Source organism: Streptomyces sp. CS113 (assembly GCF_002188365.1).
Taxonomy (GTDB): Bacteria; Actinomycetota; Actinomycetes; order Streptomycetales; family Streptomycetaceae; genus Streptomyces; species Streptomyces tendae.
On the sequence record NZ_KZ195574.1, the window covers coordinates 3,311,239 to 3,326,411 of the forward strand.

Consider the following 15,173-nt stretch of genomic DNA (forward strand, 5'->3'; position numbering starts at 1 on the left):
TCGTTGGCCGAGTAAACGGGACGGTGTTCCGCTTGGTTTCTCCATGATGCCAGAGCGTCGAGCCCGCCACCAAGTCGTGCCCCGACCCCTACGCAAGCCACCCCGTACGGGGGCCACCCCGTACACAAGCCACCCCGTACGGGGGCCACCCCCGTACGCAAGCCACCCCCGTGGAGGAACCGTCATGCAGTACCGCACCTTGGGCCGCACCGGTGTGCAGGTCAGCTCGCTCGCGCTCGGCGCCATGAACTTCGGCAGTATCGGACGCACCACCCAGGACGAGGCCACCGCCATCGTCGACGCCGCCCTGGAGGGCGGGATCAACCTCATCGACACCGCCGACATGTACGGCCGCGGCGAGTCGGAGGAAATGGTCGGCAAGGCGATCGCCGGGCGCCGCGACGACATCGTGCTGGCCACGAAGGCGTACATGCCGATGAGCGACGAGCCCAACCACCAGGGCGCCTCGCGCCGCTGGCTGGTCACCGAGCTGGACAACAGCCTGCGCCGGCTCGGCGTCGACCACGTGGATCTCTACCAGATCCACCGGTGGGACCCGAACACGAGCGACGAGGAGACCCTGTCCGCGCTCACCGATCTCCAGCGCGCCGGGAAGATCCGGTACTTCGGGTCCTCCACCTTCCCCGCGTATCGGATCGTCGAGGCCCAGTGGGCCGCCCGCGAGCACCGGCTGGGCCGCTACGTCACCGAGCAGCCCAGCTATTCCATGCTCCAGCGCGGGATCGAAAGCCATGTGCTGCCGGTGACCGAGCAGTACGGGCTCGGCGTGCTGGTGTGGAGCCCGCTGGCCTCGGGATGGCTGTCGGGGGCGGTGCGCGCGGGTCGGGAGGTCGACACGCACCGGTCCGTGATCCTTCCCGAGCGCTTCGACACCGCACTGCCCGCCAACCGCGCCCGGCTCGACGCCGTGGAGAAGCTGGCCGCGGTCGCCGACGGGGCCGGGCTCACCCTGATCCAGCTCGCGCTCGGATTCGCCACCGCGCATCCGGCCGTCACCGCCGCGCTCGTCGGGCCGCGCACCGTGGACCACCTGCGCTCCCAGCTCGCCGCCGCCGACACCGTGCTCTCCGACGACGTCCTCGACGCGATCGACGCGATCGTCCCGCCGGGCACGGATCTGGCCGCGCACGAGAAGTTCGACACCACGCCCGCGCTGCTCGACCCGGCGCTGCGCCGCCGGCGCCACCCGGCGGCCCGCTGAGTCCGGCCAGGAACGCCGGGAGAAGTCACCCGGCCGTCCGCTCCGCCAGGAATTCGGCCCACGTCAGCTTGCCGACCAGCGCGCCGTCCAGGGTGAGGTTCGCGCCAGAACGGTACGCGCGTCCCGCCTTCCCGGGGATGCGCACCGGCAGCTTCGGGCGCCGGCGTCCACCGCGCACGTCGAGGTAGGAGCGGGCCAGCGCGGCCAGGTCGTGGACCTCGGGGCCGGTCATGTCGGGGACCCGGCCGGCCGGCTCGGCCAGGGTCAGCTCGGCCAGGCGCGCGGCGACCTCGCGGGCGGCGACCGGTTGCAGGCGCAGCCCGCCCGGGGCCGGGAGGACCGGCAGCCGGGTCATCTTCTCGATCATCGTGAGGGTCAGCTCGTGGAACTGGGCCGCCCGCAGCACCGTCCAGCCGAGGCCCGAGTCGGCGATCGCCCGCTCCGACTCCAGCTTGGTGCGCAGCCAGGCCAGCGGGACCCGGTCGGCGCCGACGACCGAGATGTACGCGAGGTGCCGCACGTCCGCGCGGCCGGCGGCGCGTACCAGGGTGCGGGTCGCCTCGTCGTCGCCCTTGGGGCCGCCCGCCAGGTGCAGCACGGTGTGCACGCCGTCGACGGCGGCCTCGACGCCCTCGCCGGTGCGCAGGTCACCGGTGACGTACGTGACGCCGTCCGCGTCGGGGCGGGGGCTGCGGGTGAGGACGCGTAGGTCCCGGCCGGCCGTCCGCAGCAGCGGGACCACATGGCCGCCGAGGGTTCCCGTGCCGCCGGTGACCAGGAGGGGCGTCGTGGAGGTCGAGGGGTGGGTCATGGCTGCTGCTCCCGGTGTCCGTGGCGTCCGGGAGGCGGGGTGGGGGCCGCTGGGGGACCGCCCCGCCCGGACGTCCGCCGTATGTGGTGGCGGTATGACCCGGGGCGGGGCGGCTGTGTGACAGGAGGGAGGAAGTAATCCGGAAGAATCTTCCTCCGGGATCAGATCGTCCTCCGGGATCAGATCGTCGCGGTGTCGATCACGAAGCGGTACCGCACGTCACTCGCGAGCACCCGCTCGTACGCGTCGTTGACCTCGGACGCGGCGATCAGCTCGATCTCGGCGCCGATGCCGTGCTCCGCGCAGAAGTCCAGCATCTCCTGGGTCTCGGCGATGCCGCCGATCATGGAGCCGGTCAGGGACTTGCCGCCGCCGAGCAGCGCGAACAGGTTGAGGGAGACCGGCTCCTCGGGGGCGCCGACGTTGGCCAGCGTGCCCTCCGTCTTCAGCAGCCCCAGGTAGGCGGCGAAGTCGAGCGGGGCCGAGACCGTGGAGACGATCAGGTCGAAGGTGCCGGCCAGCTCCTCGAAGGTGGCCGGGTCGCTGGTGGCGTGGTAGTGGTCGGCGCCCAGCTTCAGGCCGTCGTCCTTCTTGCGCAGGGACTGCGACAGCACGGTCACCTCGGCGCCCAGGGCGTGCGCGAGCTTGACGGCCATGTGGCCGAGGCCGCCGAGGCCGACGACGGCGACCTTCTTGCCGGGGCCGGCGTTCCAGCGCCTGAGCGGGGAGTACGTGGTGATGCCGGCGCACAGCAGGGGCGCGGCCTCGTCCAGGGAGATGCCCTCGGGGATGCCGAGGACGAAGTTCTCGTCGACGACGACCTTCTCGGAGTAGCCGCCGTAGGTGGGCTCGCCGTCCTTGCCGACGCCGTTGTACGTCATCACGTTGCCGCCCGTGCAGTACTGCTCACGGCCGGCCTTGCAGTTCTCGCACTCGCGGCAGGAGTCGACCATGCAGCCGACGCCCACCCGGTCGCCGACGGCGAACTTGGTGACGCCGGGGCCGACGGCGGAGACGATGCCCGCGATCTCGTGGCCGGGGACCATCGGGAAGATGGCCTCGCCCCAGCCCTCGCGGACCTGGTGGATGTCGGAGTGGCAGATGCCGGCGAACTTGATGTCGATCAGGACGTCGTGTTCCCGCACCTCGCGCCGCTCGATGGTAGTGCGCTCCAGCGGCGCCTTGGCGGCGGGTGCTGCGTACGCGGCGACAGTGGTCATGCCGGGTTCTCCGGGATTCTCTTGGCGTGACTGGGTGATGCTTCCACCCTGCCTGCGACCTGCGGATCCACCCAGACCACGGCTTTGCGTACGACCGGCGCGCGTACTACCGACGAGGACAGGCTCGTGTGCGTACGACCGGGAATACGTCCGGTGATACTGGAAGCATGGATGGACAGCTAGACCGGCGGGCCGAACTGAGCGAGTTCCTGCGCACCCGGCGGGCCCGGCTCCAGCCGGAGGACGTGGGCCTGGAGTCCTTCGGGCGGCACCGCAGGGTGCCGGGGCTGCGGCGCGAGGAGCTGGCGCAGCTGGCCGGGGTGTCGGTGGCGTACTACACCCGTCTCGAACAGGGCAACGGGCAGAACGTGTCGGCGGAGGTCCTGGACGCCATCGCCCGCGCGCTGCGGCTGACCGACGCGGAGCAGGCGCACCTGACACATCTGGCGAAGCCGAAGCAGCAGCGCCGGCGGGCCGGGGCCCCGCGGGGCAAGCAGCCGGTGCGGGTGGCGCTGCTCCAGCTCCTGGACTCGATCGACACGGTGCCCGCGTACGTGACGGGCCGCCGCTCGGAGATCCTCGCCTGGAACCGGATGTCCGCGGCCCTCTTCGGCGACTGGGGCAAGCTGCCGGCCGCCGAGCGGAACTGGGCGCGCCTGGTCTTCCTGAACCCGGACTACCGCGAGCTGTTCGTCGACTGGGACCAGAAGGCCTACGACATGGTCAGCTTCCTGCGCATGGACGCGGGCCGGCACCCGGACGACCCGCGACTGTCCGCGCTCGTCGGGGAGCTGTCCGTGAAGAGCGAGGAGTTCCGCCGTTTGTGGGCCACGCACGACGTCAAGGAGAAGAGTTACGGCGTCAAGCGGATGCGGCATCCGCTGGTCGGTGACCTGACGCTGTCCTTCGAGACGTTCCGCCTGGTCGACGACGACGAACAGGCCTTCATCACGTACCACGCGGAGCCCGGCTCCCCGTCGGCGGACGCGCTGCGGCTGCTGGCGAGCTGGGGGACGGACGCGCCGGCTTCGCTGCCCAGGTGACAGAGCCCCGCCGCGGCCGCGGAGATCCTCGACGCCCGGTTCCCGGTGCCGATCCACTACGAGCCGGAGCGGCCGGACAAGATCGCGGGCTACGTCGAGGTGGCCGACCCGGAGGCCGGGTTCCGCGCGCACGCCGGGCGGCGCGCACGCGTACGGGCCGTCAGGGTGTGGCTCGGCCCGGCCACGTGACCGGACACCGTGCGCCCGGCCCCCTCCGGCTCACGCGGCCGGGGCCGTCGCCCAGGAGCGCAGCTTCTCGGGGTTGCGCATCGCCCACAGGTGGCGGACGCGGTGGTCCGAGAGGCCGAAGGAGTACACCGTGACGACCGCGCCGTCCTGGCAGCCGACCAGTCCCGGACGCCCGTTGACCGTGCGTTCGAGCAGCGTCTGCCCGGACTGCCGCGGGCCGAAGCGGAGCAGGCCGCGCACGATCCGCTCGCTGCCCCGCAGCGGGTACTCCAGGGCACGCACCACACCGCCTCCGTCGCCGACCGCGGTCACCTCGGGGTCGAGGAGCCGGATCAGCGCGTCGACGTCGTTGGTCTCCCAGGCCCACTTGAGCTCGCGTACGACGACCGCGTCCTGCGCCGTCGACGCGGCGGCGGACTCCTGTGCGGTGCGGATCCCCCGGCGCGCGGTGGACGCCAGCCGGCGGCAGGCGGCCGGCGTGCGGCCGACGATCCTGGCCACCTCGGGGAACGGATAGCGGAAGACGTCGTGGAGGACGAAGGCCACCCGCTGGGCGGGGGACATCGAGTCCAGGACGATCAGGAAGGCCATGCCGACCGACTCGTCGAGGGTGATCAGGTCGGCCGGGTCGGAGGCGATACCGGGTGTCCGTGCGGCGTTCCGCTCGGCGGGGTCGGCCAGCGGCTCGGGCAGCCACTGGCCCACGTAGTGCTCCCGCCGGGCCCGCGCGGAGCGCAGGTGGCTGAGGCAGACCCGGCTGACGACCGTCGTGAGCCAGGCCCCCGGGGACAGCACGGCCTCCCGCCGGTCCGCGGGCATCGCGTACCAGCGGGCGTACGCCTCCTGGACGGCGTCCTCCGCGTCGGCCAGCGAGCCGAGCATCCGGTAGGCCACGTTGATCAGTTGCCGCCGCTCGCCGGTGACCGGCGCGGGTCGGGTGGTCATTGCTTCCGACGCTCCTTCTGCCGCGTGCGCGCGTGTCCTCACTCCCCTACGACGCGACAGCGCGGCCATGTGTGACATGCGGGCCGGGGCACGGGTCCGGGCGCCAGGTCCCGGGCGCGGGCTCACACTTCGGGGCGCCACGGCGTCGGAGAGGTGGAACGACGTCCGACCGACTCGAAGGAGCGACTCAGTCATGACCACCACCGAGGCCACGGCCACCAAGGCGGACCCGACCATCGCCGAGGACACGACCACCACCGCGGGACCGGACGGGACACGGTCCCGCCTGCCCGACCCCACCGGGCTGTACCCGGAGCTGACGGCCCTCTCCGCGGCCGTGCAGAAGGCCCTCCGTGACGGTCCCGTCCCGCAGGCCACCCTCGCTCTGATGCGCCTGCGCACCGCACAGGTGATCGGCAGCACCTACCACGGCGTCGCGGCGACCGACGCCCTGCGCAAGGCCGGCGAGGAGGAACGGCGCATCACGGCCGTGGCCACCTGGCAGAGCGCCCCCTGCTTCTCCGGTCCCGAGCGGGCCGCGCTGGAGCTCGCGGAGGCCGTCCTCACCCCGAACCCGTTCGGGGACCGGGTGAGTGACGACCTGTTCGCCCGGCTGTCCGGGTACTACGACACCGACGAGATCTGGCACCTCACCCTGTATCTGGGCCACGTCAGCCTGTTCACCCCGGTCGCCCTCGTCGGCAAGCCGGTGCCCGGACGGCCCCCGGGGAAGAACTACACCGCCTGACGCGCCGTCACCGTCCGCGGCCCGGTCAGGCCGACGCGTTCTCCTTGACGGTGATGCGGCCCTTGCGGATCGTGGCCACGCGGGGGGCCTTCCTGGCGATCGCCGAGTCGTGGGTGACCATGACGAAGGTGAGACCCAGCTCCTTCCACATGCGGTCGAGCACGTCCATGATCTCGTCGCGGGTCGACTCGTCGAGGTTTCCGGTGGGTTCGTCGGCCAGGAGCACCTTGGGCTGCTTCACCAGCGCGCGGGCGATGGCGACGCGCTGCTGCTGGCCGCCGGACATCTCGCCGGGGAGGTGGCCGAGACGTTCGCCGAGGCCGACGGAGGCCAGGGCCTCGGCGGCCTTCTCGCGCCGCTCCTTCGCCTTGACCCCGAGCGGGACCAGGGCGGTCTCGACGTTCTCCTGGGCGGTCAGGGTCGGGATCAGGTTGAAGGACTGGAAGACGAAGCCGATGCTCTCGCTGCGCACCCGGGTCAGTCTGGCCTCGGGGAGCGTGGCGAGGTCGGTGCCGTCGAGGACGATCCGGCCCGAGCTGGGCCGGTCGAGGGCGCCCAGCATCTGGAGCAGGGTGGACTTGCCGCCGCCGGTGGGGCCCTGGATGACGAGCCGGTCGCCGTCGGCGATGGTCAGGTCGACGCCGTCGAGGGCGTGCACGGTGGCCTTGCCGCGGGTGTAGTGCTTGGTGACGTCGCTGAGTTCGTACATGGTGCAACTCCTGGAGTACGGGGGGAGGGTGGCGCTACTCGACGCGGCGCAGGGCGTCCGCGGGGCGCAGTCGCGAGGCGCGCCAGCCGCCGAAGCCGCCGGCGACGAGTCCGCCGGCCACGGCGAGGGCCACCGCGAGGGCGATGGTGGTGAGGCTGACGGGGGCGGTCAGCGCGATGTCCAGGGTCCTGGCGGCGGCCTGCCGGCCGGGGCCGCCCATGCCGCCCCCGCCGAGGCCGCCGGGACCGCCCGCACCGCCGCCCGTGCCCGTGCCGCCGCCCAGTTGGGCCTCCAGCGTCGGGCTGACGGCGGTGACGGCGTAGGCGCCCGCGAGGCCGAGCGCGATGCCGAGGGCGCCGCCGACCAGGCCGTTGACGACGGCCTCGCCGATCACCTGCCGGGTGACCCGGCCCGAGCGCCAGCCGAGCGCCTTGAGCGTGCCGAACTCGCGCACCCGGCGGGAGACGGCGGAGGAGGTGAGCAGACCGGCGACCAGGAAGGCGGCCACGAGGACGACGATCGACAGCCACTTGCCGACGCCGGTGGCGAGCGAGGAGGCGGTGGACAGGGAGCCGGAGACGGTGTCGGCGAGGTCGGCGGAGGTGGTGACGGTGGTACCCGGGATGTTCTTCTGCACCGCGGACTTGACGCCGTCGATCCGCTGCGAGTCGGTCGCCTTGACGTAGATCGTGGTGACCTTGTCCTTCGCGTCGCCCAGCGTCTGGGCCTGCTTGAGCGGCACGTAGAGGTTGGCCGCCGCGTCGCCGCTGTCGGCCGTGGCGATGCCGACGATCTCGAACTTCGTGTCCTTGACGGTGACCGTGCTGCCGGTCTTGAGCTTCTTCTCCTTGGCGTACGCCGAGTCGGCGACGGCGACCCTGGCGTCGGTCTCCGACTCCTTGAAGGTGCGTCCGCTGGTGATGGTGGACGTGGTCAGCGGGCCGAGGGCGGGCTCGGTGACGTCGGTGCCGTAGACGGAGTAGCTGTTGACGTCGAAGTCGGCGCCGCCGCCCTGGACGCGGCCCTGCGGGGACTGGCCGCCGCCCGGGCCGCCGCCCTGACCCGTGCCGCCCGCTCCGCCCGCGCCGCCGCCGGAGGCGTCCTGCTGGAACTGGCCGCGCGAGAACTCGCCGCTGACCTTGACGACTTGGAGGCTCAGGCCGCCCACCGCGTCGGCGACACCGCTCTGCCCGGCGACCTTGCCGACGGTGGAACTCGCCAGCGTCTGGAAGCCCTGCACCATGACGCGGTCGGTGCTCTGCTCCTCCTCGGAGCCGTCGTCCTGCGCGTCGAAGCGGAAGCGCGGCCGTTCGGCGGTGCCGCCGGAGGACGCCTCGGCGGCCTTGGTGACCGTCATGTCCGTGCCGAGCCCGTACAGGGATTGCAGGACCTTGTCCTGGGCCCGGCCCATGCCGGAGGAGACCGAGTCGACGACGATGACCAGCGCGATGCCCAGGGCCAGTCCGGAGGCGACGACGAGGGCCGCCTTTCTGCGGCGGCGCAGCTCGCGCCTCAGGTAGGTGAAGAACATGGGCGCAAGCTAGGCACGGCCCGTGATGGCGGGATAAGGCCCGCGTAAGAGGAGGATGAGAAGCCCGGGAAACGGCGGGCGCCCGCCGCCCCGTCGAGGGGTGGCGGGCGCCCGTGCGAAGTGCGGTCGGCCCGGCGGGAGTCGGCGTCAGACCGCCGAACCCGCCTTCCACTGGGCCCAGTCCATGTTCCAGCCGTTGAGGCCGTTGTCCGGGGCGATGGTCTTGTCGCCGGTGTTCTGGACGACGACCACGTCACCGATGATCGAGTTGTTGTAGAACCAGGCACCCGGCGTGTTCGGGTCGTTGGCGCCCTTGGCGTCGGCGAGGCCCACGCAGCCGTGGCTGGTGTTGACGCTGCCGAAGATGCCCTTGCCCCAGTAGTTGCCGTGGATGAAGGTGCCGGAGGTGCTCAGGCGCATGGCGTGCGGCACGTCCTTGATGTCGTACTCGCCCTTGCCGTCGTCGTCGGTGAAGCCGACGGTCGAGCCGTCCATCCGGGTCTCCTTGAACTTCTCGGAGATCACCATCTGGCCTTCGTAGGTCTTGTTCTCCGGGGAGCCGGCCGAGATCGGGATGGTCTTGACGGTCTTGCCGTCCTGCGTGACCTTCATCTGCTTGGTCTTCGCGTCGACGTAGGAGACCTGGTTGCGGCCGATCTTGAAGGTGACCGACTTCTGCTGGACACCGTAGACGCCGTTGGCGCCCTCGACCCCGTCGAGCGCCAGCTTGAGGGTGACGGTCGAACCCTCAGTCCAGTACTTCTCGGGGCGGCAGTCCATGCGCTGGGTGGAGAACCAGTGGCAGGCGACCTCCTGGCCGCTGCTGCTGTTGACCGTGATGCCCTTCTGGACGGCGGCCTTGTTGGTGATCTCCTTGTCGAAGCTGATCGACACGGGCATCCCGACGCCGACGGTCTTGCCGTCGTCCGGGGTGAAGGTCCCGATGAAGCTGTTCTGCGGGGAGACCGTGGTGAACGACGCGTTCTCGTGGGCGGCACGGCCCTCGGAGTCCTGCGCGGTCGCCGTGATCTGGTACTTGGTGGCGCGCTCCAGCTGGCCGCCGGGCTTCCAGCTCGTCTTGTCGGCGGATATCTCGCCCTTGACCTCGGTGCCGTCCGAGGCGGTCATCTTCACCTCGGTGAGCGTGCCCTTGCTCACGGTGACGCCGGCGGAGTTGTTGATGGAGGCGTTGTCCGAGCCGCCCTTGGGTGTGATCTTGATCTGGGCCTCGGACGTCTTCTTGGCCGCCGCTTCGTCGACCTCCGCCTGCGAGGTCTTGTCCCCACCCCCGGAGGTGTCGGCGTCGCTACTGGAACATGCAGAGAGCACCAGCACACCGCCGAGCAGTGCGGACGCGGCCGCCAGGCCCTTGCGCCGCTTACCGTCCGTCATCACACGCTTCTCCATCGTTGCCGATTCCCGAAACCCCGAGATACCCCGTCAATAACTTTCAACGCTACGACCGGTTCGTCCCGTTCCACATCGCTCACGGGTGTGGGGCATGCCACGTTTGCCGTAGAAGGCGGGAGGCGGTGCGGGGAGGTGTCGGTCAGTGCGCACCGTGAGACGACGAAACCCCGGGCGGCGGTTGCCGCCCGGGGTCAGGATTTTCCCCACACCGCGTCAGCCGACCGTCATTTCCTCGTCTTCCGGGTCGTTCTCGCCGCCATCATCCTCGCCGAGGTCCCACTCGGGCGAATCGGGGTCGTAGTCGATCTGCTCACTGCTCCAGGAGGCCTGCCGCAGCTCGACCCCGGGCACCACGCTGACCAGGTCGAACGGGTCCACCAGATGAGCCAGGGCCTCGGCGGTGTCCTCCGTCACAGCGCGCTCGGAGTCGGCCCGTTCCGCGTCGGACAGCTCGGTGTCGTCGGCGAGGGCCTGGAGCGCGGCCCCGGTGACGGCCTCCTCGTCGTCGACCTCGAGAACCAGCTCGACGCGAACACGTACAAACCGTGATGTCTCAGGAGTACTCATGTCCGGAGCGTAAGGCCGACCGCTCCCGTGACTTTCCTGTGACCCGCGCCTTTCACTAACATCTGCCCACACGGCCAATTCGCCAGCGCCACAAGGGGATCGATATTCCGTGTCATCCGCTCGCCGTTCGTTGCTGACCGCCGCCGCCGCGGGGGGCCTGCTGTGCGCCCTGTGGTTCGTCCCGTCGGCCACCGCGACACCTGGGACACCGGTCCTCGAGTCCGCGGCCGCTGCCCCGTCTCCGCAGGTCACAGCCCAGGCGAGAGCAGCCTCGGCGGACACGGCGACGGACACGGCGGCGACCGGCGAGGGCACCACCCGGCTGGCCGACACCGGCAGCTTCGACAGCACGCCGTACGTCGTCGGGGGCGCCCTCTGCCTCGGACTCGGCGCCGGCTTCGTGGGCTACTCGGTCCGCCGGGAACGCCTCGGCCTTTGAGAGAACTTGACGTTCTTTTGGCCCCTTTGACTCTCCGGGCGCCTCCCGATCACCGGGAGCGTCCCGGGACGGCACGCGGGGGCCCCGGCGTCGTCCCGCCGGAGCCCCCGGAGTACGTCACCCGCTAGCGCAGCGGCCCGGTGACCGTCTCCGCCGCCGCGACCAGGTGCCCGGCGCGCACGAACGCGTCCGCCGCGGCGAGGTCGGGCGCCAGGTAGCGGTCGGGTCCCGGCCCCTCCACACCGGCCGCCCGTACGGCGTCGATGACGGCCTGCGACGCGGGCGCCGGGGTCAGTCCCTCGCGGAGCTGGATCGCGCGCGTGGCCGCGTACAGCTCGACGGCGATCACCCGCGCGAGGTTGTCGACGGCCGTGCGCAGCTTGCGCGCCGCCGACCAGCCCATGGACACGTGGTCCTCCTGCATCGCGGAGGAGGGGATGGAGTCCGCCGAGGCCGGTACGGCCAGCCGCTTCAACTCGCTGACCAGGGCGGCCTGCGTGTACTGGGCGATCATCAGGCCGGAGTCGACGCCCGCGTCGTCGGCGAGGAACGGCGGCAGGCCGTGGCTGCGGTTCTTGTCCAGGAGCCGGTCGGTGCGCCGCTCGGCGATGGAGCCGAGGTCGGCGGCGGCGACGGCGAGGAAGTCCAGGACGTAGGCGACCGGGGCGCCGTGGAAGTTGCCGTTGGACTCGACGCGCCCGTCGGGCAGGACCACCGGGTTGTCGACGGCCGCGGCCAGCTCCCGCTCGGCGACGAGACCGGCGTGCGTCATGGTGTCGCGTCCGGCGCCGGCGACCTGCGGGGCGCAGCGCACCGAGTAGGCGTCCTGGACGCGGGGCGCGTCGTCCTGGTGGTGGCCGGTCAGGCCGGAGCCCTTGAGCACGGCGGCCATGTTGGCGGCGCTGGCGGCCTGCCCGGGGTGCGGGCGGATGGCGTGCAGCTCCGGGGCGAGCACGCGGTCGGTGCCGAGCAGCGCCTCCATGGTCAGCGCGGCGGTGATGTCGGCCGACTTGTAGAGGGTGTCGAGGTCGGCGAGGGCCATGACCAGCATGCCGAGCATGCCGTCGGTGCCGTTGAGGAGGGCGAGGCCCTCCTTCTCGCGCAGCTCGACCGGGGTGATCCCGTGCGCGGCGAGCAGCTCACCGGCCGGCCGCACGGTGCCGTCGGGGCCCTCGGCGTCGCCCTCGCCCATGAGGGTGAGCGCGCAGTGCGACAGCGGGGCGAGGTCCCCGGAGCAGCCCAGCGAGCCGTACTCGTGCACGACCGGGGTGATCCCGGCGTTGAGCACGTCGGCCATGGTCTGCGCGACCTCCGGGCGGACCCCGGTGCGGCCGGAGCAGACGGTCTTCAGCCGCAGGAACATCAGCGCGCGCACCACCTCGCGCTCGACGCGCGGGCCCATCCCGGCGGCGTGCGAGCGGACGATGTTGCGCTGGAGCCGGGCGCGCAGTTCGGGGCTGATGTGCCGGGTCGCCAGGGCGCCGAAGCCGGTGCTCACGCCGTAGACGGGATCCGGCTTGGCGGCCAGCGCGTCCACGACGGAGCGGGCCGCGACGAGGGCCGCCACCGCCTCCTCGGAGAGCTCGATCCGGGCGCCCGCGCGCGCCACGGCGAGAACGTCGGACGCGGTGACCCCCGACGTCCCCACCACCACAGTGTGCATATCCATATTCAGGAGCGTACGCAGTGAATTCGATGATGTCACGAGGGGATGCGTCACGGATGGGGACGGTCTGCGCCCCTTACCGGCTCGGCGTCACGGCGAGTGCCGCCCGCGGAACCGCCGGCGCTCCCCGTCCTCCTTCCGGGAGGGCTCGTCGGCGAGTCGTACGACGGGGTCGTCGGGCCCCTCGCGCCCCGCGACGACCGGCCCGGCCGCCCGCTCGGCCTTGGCCCGGTACTGGGCGGCGTCCGCGAGCCGGAACAGCCGGCGGGCGGACCGGACGGGTCCGACCGGGTCCTCCGTGGACGCGACCCCGCAGGCCACGCCGTCCCCCAGCTCCAGCTCGGCCGCCCGGCGGCACAGCTCCTCGGCCGCCTTGACCACCGCGTCGGCGGGCGGCCCGACGGCCAGCAGACAGAACTCGTCCCCGCCGAGCCGCGCCGCGAGCGCCCCCGGCAGCATCGCCCCGCACAGCGACAGGACCGACCCGAACCGCTCCAGGAGCCGGTCCCCGACGGCGTGGCCGTGCGTGTCGTTCACCCGCTTGAGGCCGTTCAGGTCGCAGACGACGAGGCTGACGACGACCGCCTCCTCGCGGTGCCGTTCGACGGCCTCGTCGAGCGCGGAGTCGACGGCGCGGCGGTTGGCCAGCCCGGTGAGCGCGTCCGTGAACGCGAGCCGCCTGACCTCCTCAAGGCGTTCGGTCTGCGCGATCCCGGCGGCGACGACGGACGCCAGCACGGTGGCGAAGTCGGCGTCGGCCCGCTCGAAGACCCGCTCCCCCACCGGCCGGGCCACGTACAGCTCGCCCCACGCCCGCCCGTGCAGCACGATCGGCGCGACCACGCAGCAGCCCCGGCCCCGGCGGCGCAGGGCGGCGACACGCTGGTGGACGTACCCGGGGCGCCCGGCGGCGGGCCCCGCGGCCGTCTCGACCCAGGCGTCGGGCTCACCACCGCCGGCCCAGCGCTCGTGCAGGAACTCGGTGATCTCCGCGAACTGGTGCACCGGGTAGGACTCGTCCTCCGGGAACTCCTCCTCGTCCTCGGCCCGCCTGCCGACGTTCACGAGCACCCGGAGCCGGCCCAGCTCCCGCTCCCACACCGACAGCGCGGCGAAGCTGCCGCCCAGCGCCAGGCATCCGCCGACGGCCGCAGCCCGCCACGCCTCATGCGCGCTCTGCGCGGCGGCCATCCCCTGCGCAAGCGCCACCACGGCCGCGAGCCGCCTGTCGTCACCCATCACTCCAGGCTAGGGAGATTCACGAAGAAACGTTACTCAAACGGGGCGAACCGGGCGATTACCCGCGCCCCTCACGGCACTCCCCGCGCCGGATCGCGGCAAGCGGGGCGGACCAAGCCCGGTGCCCCCGCCCGTGCGACCGGACGTACGCCGCGCACCACGGCCACGGCCGGGCGATCCCTGGGCCAGGACAGCACCTCGGCGTCGGCACCGCGCGGCGCACCACGACCACAGCCTGCCGACCGCCACCTGGGCCCGGGCCGCTCCCTCGGTCACGACCACAGCCCCGGGCCGGCGGCCCGCTGGGTCCGGGCCGCACCCTCGGCACCACGCGGTGCCTCACGACCCTAGCCCCGGGCCGGGCGACCCCAAGGCCCCGGCAGCACCCTCACCGTCAGCACCACACGGCGCACCACGACCACAGCCCCCGGCCGGCCACCCCCCTGAGTCCAGGCCGCGCCCTCGGCGCCGCACGGCGCACCACGACCGCACCCCCGGGCCGGCCGCCCCCCGGACGGCCCGGGGCGCGCCCGTACCGTCGGCGCGTTCGTGTGACCGGCTCACTCACCCGGCCAGCGCGGTGCCCGCTTCTCGTTGAACGCCGCCACGCCCTCCGCCCGGTCCCCCGAGAACGCCACCGACCGCCACGCCGCGTCCTCGACCTCGAGACCCGCCCGGAGGTCGAGGCCGTGCCCGAGGCGCAGCGCACGCTTGGCCGCGCGCAGCCCCACGGGCGAGTTCGCGGCCATCCGGGAGGCCAGCTCCAGCGCCTCCTCCCGGTCCCGGCCCTCCTCCACCAGCTGGTCCACGAGCCCCAGCTCGCGCGCCTCCTCGGCCGCCACCCGCCGCGCCGTGAACACCAGCTCGGCGGCGCGCGCCGCGCCCACCCGGCGCGGCAGCAGCTGCGTACCGCCACCGCCCGGGATCACCCCGACCGACACCTCGGGCAGCCCCACCACGGCCGTACGGTCGGCCACGATCACGTCGCACGACAGCGCCAGCTCGAACCCGCCGCCCAGCGCGAACCCGTGTACGGCCGCGACCGTCGGCACCGGCAGCTCCAGCACCGCGGTGTACGCCCCCCGCGCCACCGGCCGCTGCCGCAGCAGGTCGGCGTCGGAGAAGGAGTTGCGCTCCTTCAGGTCCGCCCCGACGCAGAACGCCCGTTCGTGCGTCGACGTCAGCACCACCACCCGTACGTCCCGGTCCTCGCCCAGCGCCGCGCAGGCCGCGCCGACGGACCGGGCCATCGCGGTCGAGACGGCGTTCATGGCCTTCGGCCGGTCGAGCGCGAGCTCCGCGACATGCCCGTCCGCGTGCCGCCGCACCAGGACGAACTCTCCGAACCGCTCCTCGCTCATGACACCCTCCGGTTAACGCGTGTTAACTACTCGACCGCCCGATCATCGCAGGCGGACCCGCGCGGGGAAAGAC

15 protein-coding genes are annotated in these 15,173 nt (G+C 72.5%); 5 read left to right on the top strand and 10 right to left on the bottom strand.

Annotated elements, in window-relative coordinates; all coding sequences use genetic code 11:
- Window positions 1-184: 184 nt before the first annotated feature.
- The gene (locus B9W62_RS14290) at window positions 185-1,222 is read left to right on the top strand and encodes an aldo/keto reductase (protein ID WP_087807553.1); all 1,038 of its coding nucleotides are present in this window, start codon (window positions 185-187) and stop codon (window positions 1,220-1,222) included.
- 25 nt (window positions 1,223-1,247) lie between these two features.
- Here the strand turns inward: B9W62_RS14290 and B9W62_RS14295 are convergent, their stop codons facing one another.
- The gene (locus B9W62_RS14295; RefSeq protein WP_087807554.1) at window positions 1,248-2,033 is read right to left on the bottom strand and encodes an SDR family oxidoreductase; all 786 of its coding nucleotides are present in this window, start codon (window positions 2,031-2,033) and stop codon (window positions 1,248-1,250) included.
- 179 nt (window positions 2,034-2,212) lie between these two features.
- Window positions 2,213-3,253 carry an NAD(P)-dependent alcohol dehydrogenase gene (locus tag B9W62_RS14300; protein ID WP_087807555.1) on the bottom strand — a complete coding sequence of 347 codons (1,041 nt, stop codon included), beginning with the start codon at window positions 3,251-3,253 and terminating at the stop codon, window positions 2,213-2,215.
- A gap of 167 nt (window positions 3,254-3,420) precedes the next feature.
- Between B9W62_RS14300 and B9W62_RS14305 the strand changes: the two genes are divergently transcribed.
- Together B9W62_RS14305 and B9W62_RS14310 are read left to right on the top strand one after the other, a co-directional pair.
- Window positions 3,421-4,296, top strand: a complete 876-nt coding sequence (locus B9W62_RS14305; RefSeq protein WP_087807556.1) for a helix-turn-helix domain-containing protein — start codon at window positions 3,421-3,423, stop codon at window positions 4,294-4,296.
- Between the two features lie 45 nt (window positions 4,297-4,341).
- The gene (locus B9W62_RS14310; protein ID WP_256976346.1) at window positions 4,342-4,485 is read left to right on the top strand and encodes a hypothetical protein; all 144 of its coding nucleotides are present in this window, start codon (window positions 4,342-4,344) and stop codon (window positions 4,483-4,485) included.
- A gap of 30 nt (window positions 4,486-4,515) precedes the next feature.
- Here B9W62_RS14310 and sigJ read toward each other — a convergent pair whose 3' ends face one another.
- Entirely contained in the window at window positions 4,516-5,430 is a 915-nt protein-coding gene (gene sigJ, locus B9W62_RS14315) for an RNA polymerase sigma factor SigJ (protein WP_087807557.1), read from the bottom strand.
- A gap of 193 nt (window positions 5,431-5,623) precedes the next feature.
- Between sigJ and B9W62_RS14320 the strand changes: the two genes are divergently transcribed.
- Window positions 5,624-6,178 carry a carboxymuconolactone decarboxylase family protein gene (locus B9W62_RS14320; protein ID WP_087807558.1) on the top strand — a complete coding sequence of 185 codons (555 nt, stop codon included), beginning with the start codon at window positions 5,624-5,626 and terminating at the stop codon, window positions 6,176-6,178.
- Between the two features lie 25 nt (window positions 6,179-6,203).
- Here the strand turns inward: B9W62_RS14320 and B9W62_RS14325 are convergent, their stop codons facing one another.
- The 4 genes from B9W62_RS14325 to B9W62_RS40170 all read right to left on the bottom strand — a co-directional run bounded on the left by B9W62_RS14325 (window position 6,204) and on the right by B9W62_RS40170 (window position 10,395).
- Entirely contained in the window at window positions 6,204-6,887 is a 684-nt protein-coding gene (locus tag B9W62_RS14325; RefSeq protein WP_087807559.1) for an ABC transporter ATP-binding protein, read from the bottom strand.
- 34 nt (window positions 6,888-6,921) lie between these two features.
- Window positions 6,922-8,418, bottom strand: a complete 1,497-nt coding sequence (locus B9W62_RS14330; protein WP_087807560.1) for an ABC transporter permease — start codon at window positions 8,416-8,418, stop codon at window positions 6,922-6,924.
- Between the two features lie 147 nt (window positions 8,419-8,565).
- Window positions 8,566-9,810, bottom strand: coding sequence for a L,D-transpeptidase (locus tag B9W62_RS14335; protein WP_087811904.1), 1,245 nt, complete (start codon window positions 9,808-9,810; stop codon window positions 8,566-8,568).
- A 231-nt stretch (window positions 9,811-10,041) separates the two neighbouring features.
- Window positions 10,042-10,395, bottom strand: a complete 354-nt coding sequence (locus B9W62_RS40170; protein ID WP_179235487.1) for a hypothetical protein — start codon at window positions 10,393-10,395, stop codon at window positions 10,042-10,044.
- Window positions 10,396-10,504: 109 nt separating this feature from the next.
- Between B9W62_RS40170 and B9W62_RS40175 the strand changes: the two genes are divergently transcribed.
- Window positions 10,505-10,834 carry a hypothetical protein gene (locus B9W62_RS40175; protein WP_179235488.1) on the top strand — a complete coding sequence of 110 codons (330 nt, stop codon included), beginning with the start codon at window positions 10,505-10,507 and terminating at the stop codon, window positions 10,832-10,834.
- A gap of 124 nt (window positions 10,835-10,958) precedes the next feature.
- Here B9W62_RS40175 and hutH read toward each other — a convergent pair whose 3' ends face one another.
- The 3 genes from hutH to B9W62_RS14355 all read right to left on the bottom strand — a co-directional run bounded on the left by hutH (window position 10,959) and on the right by B9W62_RS14355 (window position 15,100).
- Entirely contained in the window at window positions 10,959-12,497 is a 1,539-nt protein-coding gene (gene hutH / locus B9W62_RS14345; protein WP_087807562.1) for a histidine ammonia-lyase, read from the bottom strand.
- 93 nt (window positions 12,498-12,590) lie between these two features.
- The gene (locus B9W62_RS14350; RefSeq protein WP_179235489.1) at window positions 12,591-13,739 is read right to left on the bottom strand and encodes a GGDEF domain-containing protein; all 1,149 of its coding nucleotides are present in this window, start codon (window positions 13,737-13,739) and stop codon (window positions 12,591-12,593) included.
- A 560-nt stretch (window positions 13,740-14,299) separates the two neighbouring features.
- Entirely contained in the window at window positions 14,300-15,100 is an 801-nt protein-coding gene (locus B9W62_RS14355) for an enoyl-CoA hydratase/isomerase family protein (protein WP_087807563.1), read from the bottom strand.
- Window positions 15,101-15,173: the final 73 nt, after the last annotated feature.